Source organism: Nocardia suismassiliense, from assembly GCF_900269665.1.
In the GTDB taxonomy this organism is placed as follows: domain Bacteria; phylum Actinomycetota; class Actinomycetes; order Mycobacteriales; family Mycobacteriaceae; genus Nocardia; species Nocardia suismassiliense.
This window is the reverse complement of sequence record NZ_LT985361.1, coordinates 2,603,745-2,624,037: the sequence shown is the minus strand read 5'-3', so window position 1 is coordinate 2,624,037 and position 20,293 is coordinate 2,603,745. Positions and strand designations below refer to the sequence as shown.

Annotated in this window: 18 protein-coding genes; 10 read left to right on the top strand and 8 right to left on the bottom strand. The window is 68.4% G+C overall.

Features of this window, described 5'->3' with window-relative positions; translation table 11 throughout:
* The first annotated feature begins 14 nt into the window (after positions 1–14).
* Genes DBO33_RS11805 through DBO33_RS11795 form a run of 3 tightly spaced genes read left to right on the top strand, consistent with a single transcriptional unit; the run spans position 15 to position 3,930 of the window.
* Entirely contained in the window at positions 15–1,685 is a 1,671-nt protein-coding gene (locus DBO33_RS11805; RefSeq protein WP_107655068.1) for a CocE/NonD family hydrolase, read from the top strand.
* Positions 1,682–3,055 carry a M20/M25/M40 family metallo-hydrolase gene (locus tag DBO33_RS11800; protein WP_107655067.1) on the top strand — a complete coding sequence of 458 codons (1,374 nt, stop codon included), beginning with the start codon at positions 1,682–1,684 and terminating at the stop codon, positions 3,053–3,055. The genes DBO33_RS11805 and DBO33_RS11800 overlap by 4 nt, the downstream gene beginning before the upstream one ends.
* Positions 3,052–3,930, top strand: coding sequence for an alpha/beta hydrolase (locus DBO33_RS11795; protein WP_107655066.1), 879 nt, complete (start codon positions 3,052–3,054; stop codon positions 3,928–3,930). Before DBO33_RS11800 ends, DBO33_RS11795 begins: the two co-directional genes overlap by 4 nt.
* A gap of 34 nt (positions 3,931–3,964) precedes the next feature.
* On the opposite strand, the gene DBO33_RS11790 is transcribed toward DBO33_RS11795, so the two are convergent.
* Positions 3,965–5,419: a neutral zinc metallopeptidase gene (locus DBO33_RS11790; protein WP_199856588.1), complete on the bottom strand. Its 1,455-nt coding sequence runs from the start codon at positions 5,417–5,419 to the stop codon at positions 3,965–3,967.
* A gap of 166 nt (positions 5,420–5,585) precedes the next feature.
* Positions 5,586–6,530 carry an endonuclease/exonuclease/phosphatase family protein gene (locus DBO33_RS11785; RefSeq protein WP_107655064.1) on the bottom strand — a complete coding sequence of 315 codons (945 nt, stop codon included), beginning with the start codon at positions 6,528–6,530 and terminating at the stop codon, positions 5,586–5,588.
* A 110-nt stretch (positions 6,531–6,640) separates the two neighbouring features.
* Between DBO33_RS11785 and DBO33_RS11780 the strand changes: the two genes are divergently transcribed.
* Positions 6,641–6,919 (top strand): HPr family phosphocarrier protein, encoded by a 279-nt coding sequence (locus tag DBO33_RS11780; protein WP_107655063.1) that lies wholly within the window; start codon positions 6,641–6,643, stop codon positions 6,917–6,919.
* 12 nt (positions 6,920–6,931) lie between these two features.
* Here the strand turns inward: DBO33_RS11780 and DBO33_RS11775 are convergent, their stop codons facing one another.
* Together DBO33_RS11775 and DBO33_RS11770 are read right to left on the bottom strand one after the other, a co-directional pair.
* Entirely contained in the window at positions 6,932–7,573 is a 642-nt protein-coding gene (locus tag DBO33_RS11775; protein ID WP_107655062.1) for a cysteine hydrolase, read from the bottom strand.
* Between the two features lie 10 nt (positions 7,574–7,583).
* A complete protein-coding gene (locus DBO33_RS11770; RefSeq protein ID WP_107655061.1) occupies positions 7,584–7,910 on the bottom strand; it encodes a YciI family protein in 327 nt (108 codons plus the stop codon).
* 111 nt (positions 7,911–8,021) lie between these two features.
* Between DBO33_RS11770 and DBO33_RS11765 the strand changes: the two genes are divergently transcribed.
* On the top strand, positions 8,022–8,375 hold the full coding sequence (locus tag DBO33_RS11765; RefSeq protein ID WP_107655060.1) for a winged helix-turn-helix transcriptional regulator: 354 nt from the start codon (positions 8,022–8,024) through the stop codon (positions 8,373–8,375).
* 37 nt (positions 8,376–8,412) lie between these two features.
* Here DBO33_RS11765 and DBO33_RS11760 read toward each other — a convergent pair whose 3' ends face one another.
* From DBO33_RS11760 to DBO33_RS11750, 3 genes are all read right to left on the bottom strand, one after another.
* Positions 8,413–11,436 (bottom strand): bifunctional [glutamine synthetase] adenylyltransferase/[glutamine synthetase]-adenylyl-L-tyrosine phosphorylase, encoded by a 3,024-nt coding sequence (locus tag DBO33_RS11760; RefSeq protein ID WP_107655059.1) that lies wholly within the window; start codon positions 11,434–11,436, stop codon positions 8,413–8,415.
* Between the two features lie 78 nt (positions 11,437–11,514).
* Positions 11,515–12,855, bottom strand: a complete 1,341-nt coding sequence (locus tag DBO33_RS11755) for a glutamine synthetase family protein (protein ID WP_107655058.1) — start codon at positions 12,853–12,855, stop codon at positions 11,515–11,517.
* 94 nt (positions 12,856–12,949) lie between these two features.
* Positions 12,950–14,479, bottom strand: a complete 1,530-nt coding sequence (locus tag DBO33_RS11750) for an alpha/beta hydrolase (RefSeq protein ID WP_107655057.1) — start codon at positions 14,477–14,479, stop codon at positions 12,950–12,952.
* Between the two features lie 205 nt (positions 14,480–14,684).
* Here DBO33_RS11750 and panB point away from each other — a divergent pair, with 205 nt between their 5' ends.
* The 5 genes from panB to DBO33_RS11725 all read left to right on the top strand — a co-directional run bounded on the left by panB (position 14,685) and on the right by DBO33_RS11725 (position 18,835).
* Entirely contained in the window at positions 14,685–15,542 is an 858-nt protein-coding gene (panB, locus tag DBO33_RS11745) for a 3-methyl-2-oxobutanoate hydroxymethyltransferase (protein ID WP_107655056.1), read from the top strand.
* 15 nt (positions 15,543–15,557) lie between these two features.
* Positions 15,558–16,418: a phosphotransferase gene (locus tag DBO33_RS11740; protein WP_107655055.1), complete on the top strand. Its 861-nt coding sequence runs from the start codon at positions 15,558–15,560 to the stop codon at positions 16,416–16,418.
* A 106-nt stretch (positions 16,419–16,524) separates the two neighbouring features.
* Entirely contained in the window at positions 16,525–16,974 is a 450-nt protein-coding gene (locus DBO33_RS11735) for a hypothetical protein (protein WP_107655054.1), read from the top strand.
* Entirely contained in the window at positions 16,974–17,951 is a 978-nt protein-coding gene (gene pip / locus DBO33_RS11730) for a prolyl aminopeptidase (RefSeq protein ID WP_107655053.1), read from the top strand. Before DBO33_RS11735 ends, pip begins: the two co-directional genes overlap by 1 nt.
* Before the next feature lie 2 nt (positions 17,952–17,953).
* A complete protein-coding gene (locus DBO33_RS11725; protein WP_107655052.1) occupies positions 17,954–18,835 on the top strand; it encodes a CHAD domain-containing protein in 882 nt (293 codons plus the stop codon).
* Here DBO33_RS11725 and DBO33_RS11720 read toward each other — a convergent pair.
* Entirely contained in the window at positions 18,792–20,285 is a 1,494-nt protein-coding gene (locus DBO33_RS11720) for an RNB domain-containing ribonuclease (RefSeq protein ID WP_107655051.1), read from the bottom strand. The two genes, DBO33_RS11725 and DBO33_RS11720, sit on opposite strands and share 44 nt — an antisense overlap.
* Positions 20,286–20,293 lie beyond the last annotated feature (8 nt).

Sequence of the window (20,293 nt, the reverse complement as noted above, 5' to 3'; positions counted from 1 at the left end):
CACTCGATAGTCCTATGGTGAGCGAACGAACGGTCCTGGTGCGCGCCTTGTGCGGGCTGTTGCTGCTGTTGGCTGTGACCACGCCGGTGACGGCGGGGGCGGAGCCGCTGTCGGAGCCGTTCCAGTGGCGGCAGGCGTTTCTCGATGCGCCGGACGGCGCTCGGCTGCACGCGGACATTCTGCGTCCGGCGGGTATCGCCGACGACGTGCGCACCCCGGTCGTCCTCACGGTCAGTCCGTACCGGGCCCACCTGGCGTACCTGAGTGAGCCCCGGCTGCGCGGCGGCCCGTCCACCGACAACTTGCAGGCGGACATGTTCCTGCGCGCCGGCTACACCTACGTCGTCGTCGATCTGCGTGGTTTCGGCGGCTCGTCCGGCTGCCCGGATTTCGGCGGCCCCGGCGAGCGATCCGACGTCGCGACCGCGGTAGAGTGGGCCGCGAACCAACCGTGGTCCACGGGCAAGGTGGGCATGTTCGGCGTCTCCTACGAGGCGTGGACCGGGTTGATGGGCCTGGCGACGAAGCCGAAGGGCTTGGCGGCGGTCGCGTCGTTCGAGCCGGTGGTGGACCCGTACTCGTACCTGTACATGCAGGGCATCTCGTGGAAGTTCTCGGGCAAGCCGATCACCGAGAACGGCGTGCGCCCAGCCGATCTCGCGGGGCTGGAGCACCTGCTGATCGCGTCGACCCCGGCCCGCCCGGAGGATTCACCCGAATACCAAGCCGCGGCGGCACAACTGCCGGTGCAGTGCTACCAGCAGTACCTGGCCGACATGACCAACCACGACGGCAACTCCCCCTTCTGGCGCGACCGCGATCTGGTCGGCCCGTTGCGCGGCAATACGATTCCGCTGTTCCTCGGCCAGGGCTTCGTCGACTACAACACCCGCGCCTACCGCGTGTTCGACCTGTGGAACGGTCTCGGCCCGGGCGAGCACAAGGCGTGGTTCGGCCAGTGGGGCCACCGCACCTGCCACGACAAGTGCGGCACACCGCATTTCGATACCGAGCTGCTCGCCTTCTTCGACAAGCACGTCGCGGGCCGTGACGTGCAGATACCCGGCCCCCGGATCACGGTGGGCCAGTTCGACGGCAACTGGCGCGCCGAAACCGCATGGCCGCCCGCCGATGCCGCCCGGGTGCCGGTCGAGCTGCGCCCCGGCGGCTACACCGACCGCGGCCTGCTGCCCGGCCCGGATCGCGAATTCTGGTCCGTCTCCGAACCTTTGGCCCAGGCGCAGCACCTGTCCGGCATGCCGTCGGCGACGCTGCGGGTGAGCGGACCGGCCAATGCCACTGTCGCGGTGGAGCTCTACGACATCGCGCCCGACAACCAGGCCACCGTCATCACCCGCGGCATCGCACCCGTCGGTGGCGAGACCGCCGAAGTCCGCCTGCTGGCCCAGGATTGGCCGATCGCGGCGGGCCACCGGATCGGCGTGCGCATCACCGATGTCGTCGACGACGTCTGGTCACACACGCCCGCCTTCGCCCAGGTCACTGTCGCGGAGGCGCGGATCGAACTCCCCTTGCTGACCGGGACCCGCACGCCGGACCTCGTCGGCGGAATGACCGAGGGCATCGTGAAGTGGCGAAACGAGAAGACCATGCCGCTCGCCCCCGCCATACTGAACAATGCGACGGTGTCCATGAATTTGCCGAACCGCACCGGTGCCCGATGACGGACCCCGTCGACCATCGCACCGCAGAGCGCCTCGCCGCCGCAATACGGTGCGTCACCGTGTCCACCGACGATCCGAACCACGTCGACGATGCGGCGTTCGAGCAACTCTCCGCACACCTGGAGCAATCTTTCCCGCGGGTACACGCCGAGCTCGAGCTGGAGCGATTCGGCTACAGCAGGCTCTACCGCTGGCCCGGCGTCGAGCCCGAGCGCGTCTCCGCGATCCTGCTCGCACACCAGGATGTGGTGCCCGTGGACGACCCGCAGCGCTGGACCCATCCGCCGTTCGCGGGCGTGGTCGATGACGAATTCATCTGGGGCCGTGGCGCGATCGACGACAAGAGCAGGCTGCTGGCGATCCTGGAGGCGGTCGAGTCGGCGCTGGCGGCGGGAGTTCGCCCGCGGCACACCATATTCCTGGCTTTCGGCCACGACGAGGAGGTGTTCGGCGATACCGGCGCGATGCACATGGCGGACCGCCTTCGTCGCGACGGCGTACAGGCCGACCTGTTGCTCGACGAGGGCGGCATGATCACCGAGGGCGTCGCCGAGGGGGTCGAGCTGCCGGTCGCCAGCATCATGCTCGGCGAGAAGGGTTATGCGACAGTGCAACTGTCGGTCAGCGAGGTCGGCGGGCATTCGTCCATGCCGGGCAAGCAGACGGCGGTCGGCCGGATCGCGCGGGCGGTGAGCCGCATCCAGGATCATCCGATGCCGTTGCGGATGACGCCGGTGACCGCCGACATGCTGGCCAGGTTGCGGCACGCGATGCCCGCGTCGCGCAGCAGGCTGCTCGGCCTGGCCGGTCTCGCCGCACCGCTGATCACGCGGGTGATGGCGATGCGGCCGCAGACCGAGGCGATGGTGCGCACCACCACCGCCCCCACGGTGATCCGCGGCGGTGTGAAGGCGAACGTGCTCCCCCAGCACGCCGAGGCCTTCGTCAATTTCCGCATCCTGCCCGGCGACTCCGTCCAGGCGGTCCTCGCGCATTGCCGGAAGGTGGTACGCGACAAAGGTGTTCGGATCGAAGCGGAAGGCATGGCGTCCGAGCCGACGGTGCACGCCGCACCGGGCCCGGCGTTCGACATGGTCGCCGATATCGCGCGGGCCATCGTCCCCGGCGTCGTCGTCACCACCGGCATCGTGCCCGGCGCCACCGACTCGCGGCACTACCACGACCTCGCGGGCACCCGCTGCAACTTCGCCCCGATCGTGCTCGGCGAACGCGATATCGCATCGATCCACGGAACCGACGAGCGCCTCTCCCTGGTCAACTACGCTCGACTGATCGAGTTCAACCGGCGGCTGATCGCGCAGTTCGCACAGCCGTCGGCCACCGCGCCGACCTCAGGAGCCGATGCATGACGACCGAGCCGAAGGCCAGTGGCGACGCCGAGCCGCAGATCCACACCCGGACCGGCCGATTCGACGGCACCGGCAGCGGCATCGCCTGGCGCGCCTGGCTGCCCGACACCCCCGCACGCGGCGTGATCGTGCTCGTGCACGGTGTCGCCGAACACTCCGGCCGCTACACCCACGTCGGCCAGCGCCTCGCCGCCGCCGAATTCGCCGTCTACGCGCTCGACCACATCGGCCACGGCAAATCCGCGGGCAGCAAGGCCAATATCGGCTCGCTGGACGGCGCCGCCGACAATGTGGCCGCCATGCTCGACATCGCGACCCGCGAACACCCCGACGTCCCCCGCTTCCTGGTCGGCCACTCGATGGGCAGCCTCATCGTGCTGCACCTGGCCACCCGCAGGCCGATCGATGTCGCGGGCATCGTGGTTTCCGCACCGCCGCTGGACATCTCGGCGGGCAACCCCGTCCAACGCGCGCTCGCCCCGGTATTGACCCGATTGACTCCGAATCTCGGTGTGCTCAAACTGGATTCGTCGCAGATCAGCCGCGATCCCGCGGTGATCCGCGCCTACGACAACGACCCGCTGGTGTATCGGGGCAAGCTGCCCGCCCGCACCGCCGCCGAGATCCTGAACACCACGTTCCTCGTCAAAGAACGGCTGCCGAAGCTCACCGTGCCGGTCCTGGCGCTGCACGGCACCGCGGACGCGCTCGCGGCCCCGTCCAGCACCGATCTCATCGAACACGGCGCGGGCTCGAAGGATCTCACTGTGATCCGCTACGACGGCCTCTACCACGAGATCTTCAACGAACCCGAGAAGGACAAGGTGCTCGGCGACGTAGTGGACTGGCTGGAAGCGCACGTTACGGGTAATTGATCGACGCCGCATTCGATCGCTGCCGGTGTAACGCTTACTTGTAGCGCGACAAGCAGGCCTTCTCCCCCTCGAGCACGCCGGTGCGGAACGCCTCGACGCGTTGATAACCGCTCGGCACCACCTTGCCGTTCACATCACTGGCGGTGAGCCCCTCGCTGAGCAGCTCGGAGACGGCCTCATCGAGGTCACCGGCCGACAGCCGCGGGTCGCTGCCAGGCTCGCTCAGCGCCGTGGTCACCACACCGGACAGGCAGGCGGTGCGCAGCCCCGCGGTCTCCGCGCCGGTCAAGCCGAGCTTGCGATCATGTTGCACCGCAAGGACATACCGCGACACGAAGACGACGAAGGCGTTGTAGTCGCCGTTCACCGCCGCCGAGAGTGGATCCAGGCCGTCCTCGGTCGGCGCACCACGTCTGGCCAGGGCGGGCACCGCGGTACCGATCGTATTCGTGCTGGGACAGTACGAAACCGGTTCGGTAGGTGTGGCATTCGAGCAGTCCCGCACCACCCCCGAATAATCGAACCGGGGCGGCGTGCTCAGCGGGAAGATCCTGCTCAGGACCTGGCTCACGCTCTGCAACGAGGGCACGGTCACCGGAAGTTGCGGCAGGAACTGCTCACCCGGCTCGAACGTGACGGGCAACTTGCCGCGACGCTCCGCGATCTGCTGCGTAGTGAGCGTCTTACAGCCTTGCGCGCCATCGGAATAGCCGATCTGCACGGCCGTCACCCGCTCGAATGCCGACCCGTGCGCATTGCTGGGATCGCTCGGATCCTGGTCCCGGATGGCCACCGTGGCACCGAGGACGGCGTTGAGTCCATCGGTGGTGTTCAAGGTGAAGTGTGCCGAATCCCCTTCGGCCACATGGCGTAAGAACACTCCGGCGAGGCAGTCGGCCTGCTGCTCCAGCACCAGCGTCGGTGTGCGCAGACCGGCGAGCCTGGCCTGCCGCTGAATGGCGTGGCCGTATTCGTGCGCGAGCACCATCACCACGGCCATCTCGCCGAACTTCTCCGCCACTGCGGGCATCAGCACGCCGCGATCCCAGCCGATGGTGTGGTCCGCGCTGCAATAGGCGGCGTTCACCACGTGATAGGTGCTCTCGCCGCAGAACTCGATCGCCTGCTGGCGGGGCGCCTTCGCGTCCCAGGAGTAGAACTCCGACACAGGAGTGAAGGGGCCGGGAAAGTTCTCCGGATACGCCGCCGGCCAGAACTCCTGCAGGTCGGAAAGGGAGTTGAGCGCGAGCTTGTCGTACGTGCCGCCGTCACCGTTGATCGCGGTGAGCGGCGCGTCCGGCACGCCCTTGCGTGGGCCGTTCGGACCGGTGGCCGTCATCGAACCGGCTACTTCCCAGTCGGTTTCGGTGGACGGCGCATTGGTGGTCGGGCTGGGCGGGAGCTGCACGCCCTGCCCGCAGCCGGCCAGTACCGCGCCGAACAGCGCGAGCACGGCGACCACACCGAACCGCAGTCGTTGTGTACTCATCATTCACGGGCCTCCCCGAGTACCGTGCACGCCCGACGCGTGCGAGGGCCCGGCGCAATACAGCTGTCGATACACCGAGCATTCTCACGATAATCGCCGAGTACCCCGCGCGCGTAGCAACGAACGGCCGAGAGTTACCCGACCGTCACTACCCTTGCCCGCGAGCTCAATTCAACCGAGCGCGCACGAGCAAGGCCCGATGATCGGAGCCGGGGACGCTGAACGTCCGCACTTCCTGCGCCGTCGCGTCGGCGAGCAGGACGTGATCGATGCCGATGATCGGGCCCCACCGCCGGTCGTCCGGGAACGTCAGCAGCAGCCCGGCACCCGCCTGGTCGGCCGCGGCGGCGAAGCGGCCGTGCAACAGTTCGCGATACGCCGCGTGATCGCGGGTCGCGTTGAAGTCCGCGCCGACTATCGCGGGTCCCTGTTGGGCGTCGAGGATTTCGCGGATCCGGCGCATCTCCACGAGCCAGTCCGAGAAGTTCAACGGCGGCGGAATCGGATGGAAGGCGAATACGGCGATCGGTCCGCGATCGGGGTGGTCCATCGTCGCGGACACCTGGTTCAGGATGAAGCCGTCGTATTTTTTGGTGTCGCGCAACGGGTATCGGCTGTAGATGCCGGTGCCGCCACCGCCGTCGGCGGTCGGTTGCAGATACGAATACGGCAGCAGCGCACCGAGTTCCGCCGCGGCCAGCCGGTCGACGGCGGCGTTGGTCAGCTCGTTCACGGTCAGCACGTCGACGTTGTTGTCGCGCACCGCCCGCACCACCGCGTCGACGTCCGCCTTCCCGAACAGCAGGTTGGACTGCAACACCGTGACCTCGGGCCCGCTCGCGGCCCGCCCCGCGGGGAGGAACGCGGGCGCCAACGTCCACAGCACCACGCCCACCAGCACCCCGGCTACCCCCGCACTACGCCAGCCCCTGGCGATCAGGAAGAACACCAGCGCGACGAGCGCGCCCACCATCAGATAGGACGCCCCCGACGCAACCAAGACCAGTAACTTTTGCTGCCAGGCCCCGAAATGCAGCACAACCCCGACGACGCCCGCCGTCAGCGCGCACCAACCCACCCCGAGCACCACCCGCTCCAACCATTTCGGCATGCCCCGACCCTATGCGGGAGGTGTGGAGATGCTGTGTGCCGACCGTGCGGTTCTCGTGCGGTCCATGATCGACCGCATAAACTGGGCGCGAACGACACGCTGGAGGGCCGATGTACGTCGAAGAGTTTCGCATCGCAGGTCCACTCACGGCCGAGAGCGCCGAAGAGCTCCTCGTCGGGTTGATCGGCTACACCTCGCGCATCACCGTCAGCTGCAATGGGCGCAGCGTGCATGCACCGTTATTGCCATTGTGCGGGGACGTGCTGCGACTGCGAGCCGGGAGCACGGTGACGGTGACCGCTGAGCACGGCCACCGTCGCGACCTCGACGAAGACCGGCAAGCGATCCGCGTCTTCGTCGACCGGTTCCAGGAACTCACCAGCGCGTAATCCGCTATCTGTTCAGCGCTGGGTCATCAGCTCGATCAGGGCGGCGGTGTCGGTGGTGAGTGAGCCGCCCGCGAACTCCAATGTCGCATAAGCCCTTTCGGCCGCCTCCGGATGCCCGGCCCCGCACGCGTCGGTGACCATGATCGGCAGATACCCGAGGTCCAGACTGTGCCGGACCGTGGGTTCGATCCCGACCTCCATGGCGATGCCCGCGATGGCGTAGCTGTCGATCCCGCAGTCGCGCAACGCGATATCGAGCGGTGTGGCCGCGAACGCGGACATGGTGATCTTGTCGAAGACCATCTCGTCGGCGTCGGGGGTCAGCTCCGGGATGAGCTGATATTGCGGCGAACCCTGGGGGAAGCTGGAGCGCAGCTCATTCGGGTCGTCGACCCGCTGCCATTGCATGGCGGTCCGCAGCTGCGCGACGCCGGACGCGGCGATCGGCAGCGACATGTGCCGGGTGTAGAAGACCCGAAAACCCCCGGCGCGCGCGGCATCTCGGAGTTGCACGCACGCGCGCACAATCTTGTCACCGTCGGGGATCTGTCCGACGATACCCACCTGCATGTCGTAGATCACGACCGCCATCCGCCGGGGATCGCAGGCGTCGGCGACGGTTTGCGGAATACTGAGGCCGAAGGCATTGCGCACGGCTGCGTCCTTACTTGGTCCGGTCGTAGGGCTCGGCGACGTCGACTTTCGGATCCATCAGCGCCTCCAGCGGCAGCGGCGCCTGCACCGGGACGTAGGTCCACTCCAGGTAACCCGCCTTGGTGAGCGGGAAGTCGGCGACATACCGCTGCGCCTGCTCGACGCTGTCCACCTCGAACACGATCACCACGCCGGGTTCGTCGGCGCGCGCGTAGTTCTCCCGCACGATGCCAGCCTTCCACAGCCGCCACACATTGGCGACCTCCTCGGGCAGGTACGGATTGATGGTCTCCAAGGTCACGCCTGGCTTGAAACGGTCGAAAACAATGACCTTCATAGGAATTCGAGCTCCATGTCTGCGGTAGCGGATGCGTATGCCGTCCATGGAATCGCGATGATTACAGTGTTACAAGAACGCACTTTTTGGTGAGTACCCGGAGGCGAGCAGATGCCGGACAAGCGTTACCACTGCGCGGTGGAGGTGACCGTCGACCTCATCGGCGGCAAATGGAAGCCGGTGATCCTCGCCCACCTCAAGGAAGGCGTGCGCCGGTACGGGGAGCTGCGCCGGGCGATGCCGACGACCAGCGAAAAGATGCTCGTGCAGCAGCTGCGGGAACTGGAAGCCGACGGCCTGGTCCGCCGCACCGTTTTCGACACGGTGCCCCCGCAGGTCGAATACGACCTCACCGACGAAGGTTGGAGCCTCGTCCCCGCCCTGACCGCCCTCTACGAGTGGGGCGAAAAACGCGCCGAGCGAACAGGTCTGCGCATCGAGCCCGCGCCTTCGGTAGCGAACTAGTTCGCTGAATACGCACCAGCTCTCGGGATGCGCACCGTCATTCCCCGAAGACGCGCTCCACCACCGCTTTCGCCCGCCGCGTCACCCGCATGTAGTGATCGAGGAACTCGCTACCATCGTCGTTCGGCCAGCCCGCCACCCGCGCAACAGCGGACAGCAGCCGCCCCGGACCGGGCAACTGATCGGCGGGCTTGCCGCGCACCAGCACCAGCGCGTTGCGCGCCTTGGTCGCGGTGAGCCAGGCGTCGCGCAGCAGCGCGACATCGGCGGCGTCGAGCAGTTCGGTCTGCTCGATGACGTTGAGCGACTCCAGCGTCGAGGTGTTGTGCAGGCCGATGACCTCGTGGGCGTGGCGCAGCTGCATCAGCTGGACCGTCCACTCGATGTCGGCGAGACCGCCGCGGCCGAGCTTGGTGTGGGTGGCCGGGTTGGCGTTGCGGGGTAGTCGTTCGGCGTCGATCCGGGCCTTGATCCGGCGGATCTCGCGCACCGCCTCGGTGGACACCCCGCCCTTCGGGTACCGCACCTTGTCGATGACGTGCAGGAAGCGCAGACCCAGCTGCTGATCGCCGGCGACCTGATGGGCCCGCAGCAGTGCCTGCACCTCCCACGGCTGCGCCCACTGCTGATAATAGGCGGCGTAGGCGGCCAGCGTGCGGACCAGCGCACCGTTGCGTCCCTCGGGCCGCAGCCCGGCGTCCACCTGCAACGGCGGGTCGGTGCTCGGGGCGCCGAGCAGCTGCTGCACCTTGTCGGCGACGTTGATCGCCCACTTCACGGCCTTGGCCTCGTCCTCGCCGGGCCGGGGATCGCAGACGAACAGGACGTCGGCGTCGGACCCGTAACCGAGCTCCATGCCACCGAGACGACCCATGCCGATCACCGCGATATCGGCGGGCGCGGGGCCGCCGCGCTCGGCCTCGCTCGCCCGAATCACCGCTTTGAGTGAGGCTTCCAGCACCGCGACCCACACCGAGGACAGTGCCCGGCACACCTGTTTGACGTCGAGCATCCCGAGCAGATCCGCCGAGGCCACCCGGGCCAGCTCGTGCCTGCGCAACGAACGTGCCGCGGCGACAGCACGTTTCGGGTCGTCGTAGCGCGCGGCGGCGGTCATGATGCCGCGCGCGACGTCTTCGGCCTGCGGGCTGAGCAGCAGCGGACCACCGGGCCCGTCGGCATACATGCGGATGGTGTCCGGCGCGTTGATCAACAGATCCGGCAGGTACTCCGAGGAGCCGAGCACGATCATCAACCGCTGCGCGATGGCGCCCTCGTCGCGCAGTTCGCGCAGGAACCAGATCTGGTCGTCGAGCCCCTCGGACACCCGCCGGTAGGCGAGCAGGCCCGCGTCGGGATTCGGTGTGTCGCCGAGCCATTCGAGCAGCGTCGGCAGCAGCAACGCCTGGATCCGGCCCTTGCGCGAGACCCCGCCGGTGAGGGCCTTGAGGTGGCCGAGGGCATGCTCGGGCGCCTGGTAGCCCAGCGCGGCCAACTGCCGGATCGCCGCGTCGGGACTCAGCCGCAATGCGTCGGGCTCCAGCTTGACCACCGATTCGAGCAGCGGCCGATAGAACAGCTTGGCGTGTAATCGCCGCACCCGCACGGAGTTTCGCCGGATCTCGCTGGCGAGCACGCCGACCGCGTCCTGCCTGCCGTCCGGCCGGATGTGCGCGGCGCGGGCCAGCCAGCGCATGCCCTCTTCGTCGTCGGCGGCGGGCAGGGTGTGCGTGCGCCGCAACCGTTGCAGTTGCAGGCGGTGCTCGAGCAGACGCAAGAACTCATAGGACGCAGTGAGATTCGCGGCATCGTCGCGGCCCACGTAACCGCCCGCGGCCAGCGCGGTGAGCGCCTCGACGGTCCCCTGCACGTGCAGCGACTCGTCCACCCGGCCGTGCACCAATTGCAGGAGCTGGACGGCGAATTCGACGTCGCGCAGGCTGCCGTGGCCCAATTTCAGTTCCCGCTCGCGCATGTCGGCGGGCACCAGGTCTTCCACCCGGCGGCGCATCGCCTGCACGTCGGCGACGAAGTCGGGTCGCTCGGAGGCGGCCCACACCATCGGCATCAGCGCGGCCCGATACTGCTCGCCGAGCGCCAGGTCACCGGTCATCGGCCGGTTCTTCAGCAGCGCCTGGAATTCCCAGGTCCGGGCCCACCGCTTGTAGTAGGCGACGTGCGACTCCAGCGTGCGCACCAGCGCACCCGCCTTGCCCTCGGGCCGCAGCGCCGCGTCCACCTCGAAGAAGGCCGCGCTGGCGACGCTCATCATCTCGGCCGCCAGCCGGGTCGCGGTGGCGTCGGCGGGCTCCGCGACGAACACCACGTCGACATCGCTGACGTAGTTCAGCTCGCACGCGCCGCTCTTGCCCATGGCGATCACCGCGAGCCGCACGGGCACCGGGCCGTCCTTGCAGACCCTCGCCACCGCCACCGACAGTGCCGCGGTGAGCGCGGCGTCGGCCAGCGCGGTGAGGTGACGGCCGACCACCTGGTACGGCAGTACCGGTTCGTTCTCCACGGTCGCCGCCAGATCGAGCGCCGCGAGCAACATCAGCTGATCGCGATACCGCTTACGCAGCAGCGCGACCACCTCGGGCCCGGACTCGCCGGCCCGGAACAGCAGCGCCTCCGTCCCCGACGCACCCTCCGGCCCCTGCTCGGGCACCGCGTGTACCGAGTCGAGCAGATCGGCGATCAACTCGTCGCGCGTCGGTAACCCCTTGCGCAGCAAGATGTGCCAGGCCGCGGGGTCGACCACCAGATGATCGGCGAACGCACTGGACGAGCCGAGCAGCGCGAACAGCCTGCCGCGCAGCGCCGTATCCGTGCGGATCGCCGAATCCAGTTCGTCCCAGTCGGTTTCGAGCCGCTCGCGCAGCTTGATCAAGGTGTTCAGCGCCAGGTCGGCGTCGGGCGCCCGCGACAACGCCCAGAGCACGGGAATAGCTTCGACGTTGTCCCAGCCCAATTCGCGCAGCGAGGCGGCGGCGGTGGGCTCGAGCAACCCGAGCCGACCGACGCCGGGGACAGCGGAGCGGGCAGTCGGGGGCCGGACCATAGCTCTCAAATTACATGGTCAGGACCGACGACTCGCCCGCCGCCGGGCATACATTCGGTTGCGGAAACGCGGTCCTCGCTACAGACCGAGGTATTCCTTGAGTTCGTACGGCGTCACCTGGCTGCGGTAGTCCGCCCACTCCCGGCGCTTGTTGCGCAGGAAGAAGTCGAACACGTGCTCGCCGAGCGTCTCGGCGACCAGCTCGGAGCGCTCCATCGCCTGCAACGCCTCGTCCAGCGTGCCGGGCAGCTCACGGAAGCCCATCGCGCGCCGCTCGGCGACGGTGAGCGACCAGACGTCGTCCTCGGCCTCCGGCGGCAGCGTGTAACCCTTCTCGATGCCCCGCAGACCGGCCGCGAGCAGCACGGCGAAGGTCAGGTAAGGGTTGCAGGCCGAGTCAGGGCTGCGGATCTCGACGCGGCGCGAGGAGGACTTGTTCGGCGTGTACATCGGCACCCGCACCAGCGCGGACCGGTTCGACCGGCCCCACGAGGCCGCGGTCGGCGCTTCGCCGCCGTGGATGAGCCGCTTGTAGGAGTTCACCCACTGGTTGGTGATCGCGCTGATCTCCGGCGCGTGCTCCAGGATGCCCGCGATGAACGCGCGCGCGGTGCTCGACAGGTTGATCGGGTCGTCCGGATCGTGGAAGGCGTTGGCCTCACCCTCGAACAGGCTCATGTGCGTGTGCATCGCCGAGCCCGGGTACTGGGCGAACGGCTTGGGCATGAACGTCGCGCGCACGCCCTCGTCGATGCCGACTTCCTTGATCAGGTAGCGGAAGGTCATCACGTTGTCGGCCATGGACAGCGCGTCGGCGTAGCGCAGGTCGATCTCCTGCTGACCCGGCGCGCCCTCGTGGTGGCTGAACTCCACCGAGATGCCCATCGACTCCAGCGCGTCGATCGCGTGGCGGCGGAAGTTCGGCGCCGAATCGTGCACGGCCTGGTCGAAGAAGCCACCGGAGTCGGCGGGGATCGGCTGCGAGCCGTCCACCGGGCCGTTCTCCAGCAGGAAGAACTCGATCTCCGGGTGCACGTAGCAGCTGAACCCGACGTCGGCGGCCTTGTTCAGTTGACGGCGCAGCACGTGGCGCGGGTCGGCCCAGGACGGCGAGCCGTCGGGCATGGTGATGTCGCAGAACATGCGCGCGGAGTGCTGGTGGCCCTTGCTCGTAGCCCACGGCAGCACCTGGAAGGTGGACGGATCGGGCCGGGCGACCATGTCGGCCTCGGACACCCTGGCGAAGCCCTCGATGGCCGAGCCGTCGAAGCCGATACCCTCCTCGAACGCGCCCTCGAGCTCGGCGGGCGCAATCGCGACGGACTTCAGGTAACCCAAGACGTCGGTGAACCAGAGACGTACGAAGCGGATATCCCGCTCTTCGAGCGTCCGCAGCACGAATTCCTTCTGGCGATCCATGTCCGCGAGAGTAAGCACCCGGCGTTAAATCCGTGTTACATACACGCTGAGTGTGCTGTGCTTGTTGCGGGAAAAAGACTTCGCCGCCGCTCGATCAGCAGGTGAGGCCCGCCGCCGGCTCGGTGAGGTCGATCAGGTAGTCGATCACCGCGTCGTCCACGCAGGATGAGCCACCCGACAGCGCGATGGTGTGCCGACTGCCCTTGTAGGTCACCAGGGCGGCGCCCAGCTGGTCCGCCAGGTCCACCCCCGCCTGGTACGGCGTCGCCGGGTCGTCGGTGGTCGACACGACCACCGTCTTCGGCAGTCCGGTCACCGAGATGCGATGCGGCTCACTGGTGTTCGGCACCGGCCAGGCCGTGCACTGGTCCAGCGGGGCCGCACCGGTGCCGTGCCCGTCGTCCAGGAACGGCGCCGCCTTGCGGTACTCGGTGTCCTGCTTGCCGGTGATCGCCCGGTCGCTGATGCGCGGATCGTCCACGCAGCGGATCGCGGTGAATGCGTCGGTGGTGTTGCTGTAGCTGCCGTCGTCGCGGCGGCCGTCGTAGAGGTCGGCCAGTTGCAGCAGGGTGTCGCCGCGGCCGTCGCGCAGTTCGGACAGGCCGAGGGTGAGCACCGGCCACAGCTCGTTGGTGTAGAGGGCCTGGCGCACGCCGGTGAGCGCGTCACCGTAGTTGAGTCCACGCGGGTCGGTGGTCGATACGGGCTTGTCCCACAACGGATTCACCAGCGCACGGAACCTATCCACCGCCTGCGCCTTGTCGGTGCCGAGCGGGCAGTCCGCCTTGCTGGTGCAGTTCGCGGCATAGGCGTCGAAGACCTTCTGGAAGCCCGCCGCCTGCCGCAACGACTCCTGCACCGGGTCCTGTGAGGAGTCGATCGCGCCGTCCAAGACGAGGGCGCGCACGTGGTCCGGGAACTTCTCGGCATACGCCGAACCGATCTTGGTGCCGTACGAGTAACCCAGGTAGCTGAGCTTCGCGTCGCCCAGGGCCGCGCGCAGCACGTCCAGGTCCTGCACCACCTCGCGGGTGCCGACGTGGGCGAGGAACTCCTTGCCGGTGCGTTCGGTGCAGCGGTCCGCGTACTCGCGGTTCTCGTTCTCCGCGGCGGCGATGCCCTCGGGCGTGTTGTCCTTCGGCGGCTCGGCGCGCTCGGCGTCCTGCTCCTGCGCGGTCTCGCAGACGATGGCGGGCGTCGACGAGCCGACCCCGCGCGGATCGAAGCCGACCCGGTCGAAACGCTCGGCCAGCGGGGTCTTGTTGCCCAGCGCCGACATGGTCAGCCCGGACTCCCCCGGACCGCCGGGGTTCATCAGCAGCGAACCGATGCGTTTGCCGGTCGCCTTGATCCGCGAGACGGCGATCTGCGCGGTCGGCCCGTCCGGGGCGGCGTAATCGATCGGCACACTGATGCGCGCGCACTGCGTATTGGGCGCGAAACGATCATCCGGCGACCCGAACCCGGCGCAGCCACCCCACTGCACGTTCTGCGTGTAGAACTTCGCCAACGCGGCAGGCGGCGTCGGCATCGGCCCCGTCGGATGGCCGTCGATCGTGCACCCCGCCGCCAACGCCAGCACCGCCACCATCAGCGCACCGCGCCCACTGCGAACCAAACCCATCCACTGATAGTGGCAGCTCGAGCGCTCAGCCCGCGCAACGCACCGGTCAGCAGCCCGCGAATGGGGCGCTGTGATCGCCCCGCTGTGACCAATTGCATCGGTCAAGACCCTTAATGCGGTCCGGTGACAGCTGGCACACTGGAATTCGTCAGACAACCCGGGGACCCGGATGGGCCCCGAGGCGACACAGACGAAAGGGACGAAGATGTCCGTATCCGATTCGGAAACCCCTGCCTACGGTGCGGCACCCACCGAGCCCAAGAAGGCTATGCGCAAGACCCGGGTGCACCACTTGCAGCAGATGAAGGCCAACGGCGAGCGCTGGTCCATGCTCACCGCGTACGACTACTCGACCGCCAGGCTGTTCGAAGAAGCGGGCATCCCCGTGCTCTTGGTCGGCGACTCCGCGGCCAACGTGGTCTACGGCTACGACACGACGGTCCCGATCACCGTGGACGAGCTGCTCCCGCTGGTCCGCGGCGTGGTGCGGGGCGCGCCGCACGCTCTCGTGGTGGCCGACCTGCCCTTCGGCACCTACGAATCCTCCCCGCAGCAGGCGCTGGCCACCGCGACCCGGTTCATGAAGGAGGGCCAGGCGCAGGCGGTGAAGTTCGAGGGCGGTGAGCGCGTCGCCGAGCAGATCGCGCTGATCACCTCGGCCGGCATTCCCGTGATGGCCCACATCGGGTTCACCCCGCAGAGCGTGAACACCCTCGGCGGGTTCCGCGTGCAGGGTCGCGGCGACGGCGCCGAGCAGCTCATCGCCGACGCCATCGCAGTGCAGGAGGCGGGTGCGTTCGCCGTGGTCATGGAGATGGTCCCGGCCGAACTGGCCGCCCAGGCCAGCCGCAAGCTGACCATTCCCACCGTCGGCATCGGCGCCGGCGTGGAGACCGACGCGCAGGTGCTGGTCTGGCAGGACATGGCCGGCTACACCAGCGGCAAGACCGCGAAGTTCGTCAAGCGCTTCGGCAATATCGGCGACGAGCTGCGTGCCGCCGCGACGGCCTACGCTGAGGAGGTACGCCTGGGCACCTACCCGGGCCCCGAGCACAGTTTTTAGTTCTATGGAGTGACGATGACCGGCCGAGCAGTGCACGCGCCAGCCGCGCTGCTCGGTCAACCAGCCGACGCGCTGATCGATTGGGCCGTCGGCGTCCTGAAAGCCCGGGAAATCGACATCACCGGCGCCCCAGCGGAAACCCGGCGGCGGGCTTGGTCGTTGATCGTCCGTATTCCTACCGCGGCGGGCCCGATGTGGGCGAAAGCCAATGCGCGCGCCTTCGCCCACGAGGGCCCATTGCTCCAACTGCTCGCCCGCCTGCGTCCCGGCAGCGTGCTGGAACCCCTTGCGGTGCAACCTGATCACGGTTGGTTGCTGAGCCCGCACGGCGGCGACACCGCCCCCGATACCGACGCGCAATGGTCCGGCCTGATCGGCTCCTACGTCGAGCTCCAGCATGCCCTCGCCCCGCACGTCGACGACCTGCTCGCCACCGGCACCCCCTATCTGCCGCCCAGCCGACTCGGCACCATCTACCGGCACTTCGAGCCGCGCATTCCGGGCCTCGGACACCGCATCGAGGAGGCCGCCGCCGAACTGGCCGGCTACGGCAGGCTCAGCCTCGAACACAACGACGTCCAACCCGACAACGTCTTCGCAGGCGCAACCCCGGGCGCCGGCCGGTTCTTCGACTGGGGTGACGCCGTGATCACCCACCCGTTCCTCGCTCATCGCATCCTGCGCAGCCCGCACCGCGCCGAGTACTTCGCACACTGGCGCCGGTTCGAGCCGATCACCGAGGCCGAGATCACGCTGGCCGAGCAGCTCGCGCCGTTGATCGCCCTCAACCCGTGGCGCACGATCGATACCTCCACGCCCCGCTTCGCCCGTTTCGTCGAAGCACTGCTCGACGAGTTGCGCACGAACTTCCGGTAGTCATGCCGATGCGTCCCGCGTGCGGCCGCGACAACACGGCCGGGCCGCAGCGGCGAAACAATGGCAGACTCGATGCGGACATTCGCGATGAGAAGCAGAGGAACCGATGCCGCACAGCCGTTGGATTTCACGCAGCACCCTGCTGCTGGCGGGAGTTTTCGCCGCCGCAGCACTGACCGCATGTGGAAGCGAGTCGAACCCGGCTCCGACCGGAAGTTCGGGCTCGACGACGGCATCGGCGACAACCACGCCGAGCGGCACCGCGGGCACGAACAAGCCGGGCACCCCGGAGATCTCCGACGCCGCGGCCGCGCAGCTCTGCGACATGATCAGGCCGGAGCTGTCGAACTGGCGGGGGCAGGGTCCGACGCTGGGCAAGATCGGCCTCAACGCGATGGTGCACGAGTGGGCGCTGCGCAACGGCGGCATCAACGGCGCGGTACTCGCCGACAAGCCGGTCATCGACCGGCTCACCACCAAGAGCTGCCCCGACGTGCACAAGCAGGCGATCGAGGCGCTCGGCGTCCCCGATCTGGCCGCGGGCCTCGCGTTCTGATGGGCGGCGCACAGTTGCGGACGCTGTACCCCGAGATCGACTGCTACGACTCCGGCAAGCTCGACGTGGGCGACGGGCAGTCGATGTACTGGGAGGTCAGCGGCAACCCCGACGGCAAGCCGGTGGTCTTGCTGCACGGCGGTCCCGGCGGCGGTGTCTCGCCGGTGCACCGGCAGTTCTTCGACCCGGCCGCGTACCGGATCGTGCTGCTCGATCAGCGTGGCTGCGGACGCTCCACCCCGCACGTCGCCGACGGGGCGAGCCTGGCGACCAACACGACTCAGCACCTGATCGCCGATATCGAGGCGCTGCGTACCCATCTCGGCATCGACCGCTGGCAGGTGTTCGGCGGCTCGTGGGGTTCGACCCTCGCGCTCGCCTACGCCGAGACGCACCCGGACCGGGTGACCGAGCTGGTGCTGCGCGGCATCTTCCTGCTGCGCCGCAAGGAGATCGACTGGTACTACAACGGCGCCGCGGGCTACGTGTACCCCGCCGAGTGGGAGAAGTTCCTCGCGCCGGTGCCGGAGTCCGAGCGCGATCAAGATCTGGTCGAGGTCTATCACCGGCTGCTGCACTCCCCCGACGAGGAGGTCGCGCTCGCCGCGGCCGTCGCCTGGTCCACCTGGGAGGGCGCGACGAGTTCGCTGCTGCCGCAACCCGATCGGGTCGCCGAGACCGCCGAACCCCGGTTCGCGCTGGCCTTCGCGCGGATCGAGAACCACTACTTCCGCAATCACGCATTCCTCGACGAGGGGCAGCTGCTGCGCGACATCGACCGCATCACCCACATCCCCACGGTCATCGTGCAGGGCCGCCACGACATCGTCTGCCCCACGGTGAGCGCCTGGGACCTGCACAAGGCGATGCCCGGCTCGGACCTGCACATCGTCGAGGACGCCGGGCACGCGTCCTACGAGCCCGGCATCACGCACCATTTGATCGAAGCCACCGATAGATTCGCGAAGGCAGGATAACCATGACGGCCACAGCAGGCGAAGCCATCGTCGCGGCACTCAGCGACAATGTGGATCGGCTGCTGGCCGCCGAACCCGAGGTGCGCGACGACGCACCGGACTCGGTCCACCAGATGCGGGTGGCCACCCGGCGGTTGCGCAGTGTGCTGCGGTCCTATCGCGGGTTGTTCGAACGGATGCCGGCCAGGGCGATGGGCGAGGAGCTCAAGTGGCTGGCCGGTGTACTCGGGGTCGCCCGCGATGCCGAGGTGCGCGCCGAACGGTTCGAGACGCTGCTGACCAAACATGGTCAGCAGTCGGATCATTCGGCCGCCGACGTCGAGTTGGTCACCGCGCGGCTGGTCACCGCGGAGAACAACAGATACGCCGCGGCCCACGCCGACGTGCTGCTGGCGCTGGACAGCGAGCGCTACCACGAACTCCGCGACGAGCTCACCAAGTGGCGAACCGAACCACCGCTGCGCTCCGCGCGCGGCAAGGTACCCGCCACGGACTTCTTCGGTGTTGTCCTGGAACGCGATCGGGAACGCGTCCAAGGCCTGATCCAGCAGGAAACCACCGTCACCCCGGCCGAGCGGGTCGAGCTGCTGCACGATATCCGCAAGAGCGCCAAGCGTTTACGGTACTCGTGCGAGGCCGCCGAACCCGTCATCGGCGCCGAGGCCGGCGACCTCGGCAGCCGCGCCAAACGGCTCCAGACGGTGCTCGGTGATCATCGGGACGCCGTCGAATCGCAGCACGCCATCTACGGTATTTCGGCCGATGCCGGTGCAGCAGGCGAAGATACGGCGCTGTACCGCATCCTGGCGGGGGCCGAGGACACTGCGGCCCGCCAAGCCCTCAGTCGCTACCCCGACGCCGCGGCGGCGCTGTCGGGCGAGTAGCCGTCTCGTCCGTGCCCTGGACCGGGTAGGCGAAGGTGATCTTGCGGGCGACAGGGTCGGCTGAGACCAGGCGGACGCGGACGGTGGCGCCTTCCGGGGGTTCGCCTGCGCACGGTCCGAGCACGGGTGGGTCGGCGATGAAGATCTCCGCGGCTCGGTTGCCGTTGGCTTCGCGTACTACCACCGCGTCGAACTCGGTGCCTGCTCGTTCGGCGAGCAACGTCGACTCGGTGAGGTCGATGCAGGCGCGTTCGACCTTGCCCGCGATCGCGTCGCTGCGCCGCATGCTGTCGGCGGTGTCCGCCAGCCCGTCCCGAACCCATTGCGGCACTTCGGTGCCCGCGCAACGGGCCAGGCAGATCTCGGTGCTGAAGCGGTCGGTCAGCCTGCGCAGCGGCGCGGTGACATGGGCGTACGGTGCGCGGATCGCGCTGTGCTCCAAGCTTTCCGGGGTGGCGGCGACGGTGTCCTCGGTCACCACGGTGTAGGAGGCCCCGCGCAACAAGCTGGTCGCCTCGGACATCAGCACCAGCGCCGCGGGCGTATTCGGATCCAGCCGAGCGAGCATCTGCCCGACCGACAGTTCCTCGGGCCACTCGACACCCAACGCGGCCGCGGTGCGATGCATCGACGCTATCGCCGACTCGGCGGGCGGCGGCATGGTGCGCAGCAGCGCGGGTGCGCCCGCGTCGAGCATGATGCGGGCCGCGCACATCCCGGTGAGCAATGAAACTTGCTCGTTCCAGTCGTCGGCGGCGGTGCGCGGTTCGACGATCAACCGCCAATGCCCGTCGGACCGGTCATCCCGGACGATGCTCTGCGCGGGCAGTCGCAACCCGATCGCGCCGCGCTGCAGTCCGGCCTCGATGCGCCGCTTGCCGAACTCCGGCAGGGCCGCGATCGAGGGGTGCAGTCGGCCCGCGTCGGCGTCGGCCTGGACCCCGGCGTAGTCCAGCCTGGCGCGCGAACGCACCAGTGCCCGCTCTACCGAAAAACGTTGCGGTTCAGCGTTTTCATCGAGTTCTATGGTCCACAGCGCGGCGGGCCTGCGCTGCTCCGGCAGCAGGCTCGCGGTGCCTTCCGACAGCACCGGCGGGTGCAGCGGGACGGTGCCGTCGGGTAGGTAATAAGTCTGCCCCCGCGCGCCGGACTCTTTGGCCAGCGCGCCATGCGGATCGATCACGGCGCCGACGTCGGCGATGGCGTAATGCAGGAGAAAGCCGGTGCCGGTGCGCTCGAGATGCAGGGCCTGGTCCAGATCCATGGCCCCCGGTGGGTCGATCGTCACGAACGGGATGTCGGTGCGATCGGCCCGGTCGCCCGCGAACGCGTCGGACGCGTCGCGGGCTTCCGTGCTGGCCTCGGCGGGGTACGCCGAGGCCAGGCCGAATTCGGAACGGATGGCGCCGAAATCTACCGGCGCCGAGACGATCCGCTGATGCAATTCCACGCTGTCGG

Excerpts from the sequence above, each read along its gene's own strand:
- DBO33_RS11725 (WP_107655052.1), top strand. The coding sequence starts at position 17,954 with ATGACGGCCACAGCAGGCGAAGCCATCGTCGCGGCACTCAGCGACAAT.
- DBO33_RS11780 (WP_107655063.1), top strand. The coding sequence starts at position 6,641 with ATGTACGTCGAAGAGTTTCGCATCGCAGGTCCACTCACGGCCGAGAGC.
- DBO33_RS11800 (WP_107655067.1), top strand. The coding sequence starts at position 1,682 with ATGACGGACCCCGTCGACCATCGCACCGCAGAGCGCCTCGCCGCCGCA.
- DBO33_RS11785 (WP_107655064.1), bottom strand. The coding sequence starts at position 6,530 with ATGCCGAAATGGTTGGAGCGGGTGGTGCTCGGGGTGGGTTGGTGCGCG.
- DBO33_RS11740 (WP_107655055.1), top strand. The coding sequence starts at position 15,558 with ATGACCGGCCGAGCAGTGCACGCGCCAGCCGCGCTGCTCGGTCAACCA.
- DBO33_RS11770 (WP_107655061.1), bottom strand. The coding sequence starts at position 7,910 with ATGAAGGTCATTGTTTTCGACCGTTTCAAGCCAGGCGTGACCTTGGAG.
- DBO33_RS11790 (WP_199856588.1), bottom strand. The coding sequence starts at position 5,419 with ATGAGTACACAACGACTGCGGTTCGGTGTGGTCGCCGTGCTCGCGCTG.
- DBO33_RS11805 (WP_107655068.1), top strand. The coding sequence starts at position 15 with ATGGTGAGCGAACGAACGGTCCTGGTGCGCGCCTTGTGCGGGCTGTTG.
- panB (WP_107655056.1), top strand. The coding sequence starts at position 14,685 with ATGTCCGTATCCGATTCGGAAACCCCTGCCTACGGTGCGGCACCCACC.
- DBO33_RS11765 (WP_107655060.1), top strand. The coding sequence starts at position 8,022 with ATGCCGGACAAGCGTTACCACTGCGCGGTGGAGGTGACCGTCGACCTC.
- pip (WP_107655053.1), top strand. The coding sequence starts at position 16,974 with ATGGGCGGCGCACAGTTGCGGACGCTGTACCCCGAGATCGACTGCTAC.
- DBO33_RS11735 (WP_107655054.1), top strand. The coding sequence starts at position 16,525 with ATGCCGCACAGCCGTTGGATTTCACGCAGCACCCTGCTGCTGGCGGGA.
- DBO33_RS11795 (WP_107655066.1), top strand. The coding sequence starts at position 3,052 with ATGACGACCGAGCCGAAGGCCAGTGGCGACGCCGAGCCGCAGATCCAC.
- DBO33_RS11755 (WP_107655058.1), bottom strand. The coding sequence starts at position 12,855 with ATGGATCGCCAGAAGGAATTCGTGCTGCGGACGCTCGAAGAGCGGGAT.
- DBO33_RS11750 (WP_107655057.1), bottom strand. The coding sequence starts at position 14,479 with ATGGGTTTGGTTCGCAGTGGGCGCGGTGCGCTGATGGTGGCGGTGCTG.
- DBO33_RS11760 (WP_107655059.1), bottom strand. The coding sequence starts at position 11,436 with ATGGTCCGGCCCCCGACTGCCCGCTCCGCTGTCCCCGGCGTCGGTCGG.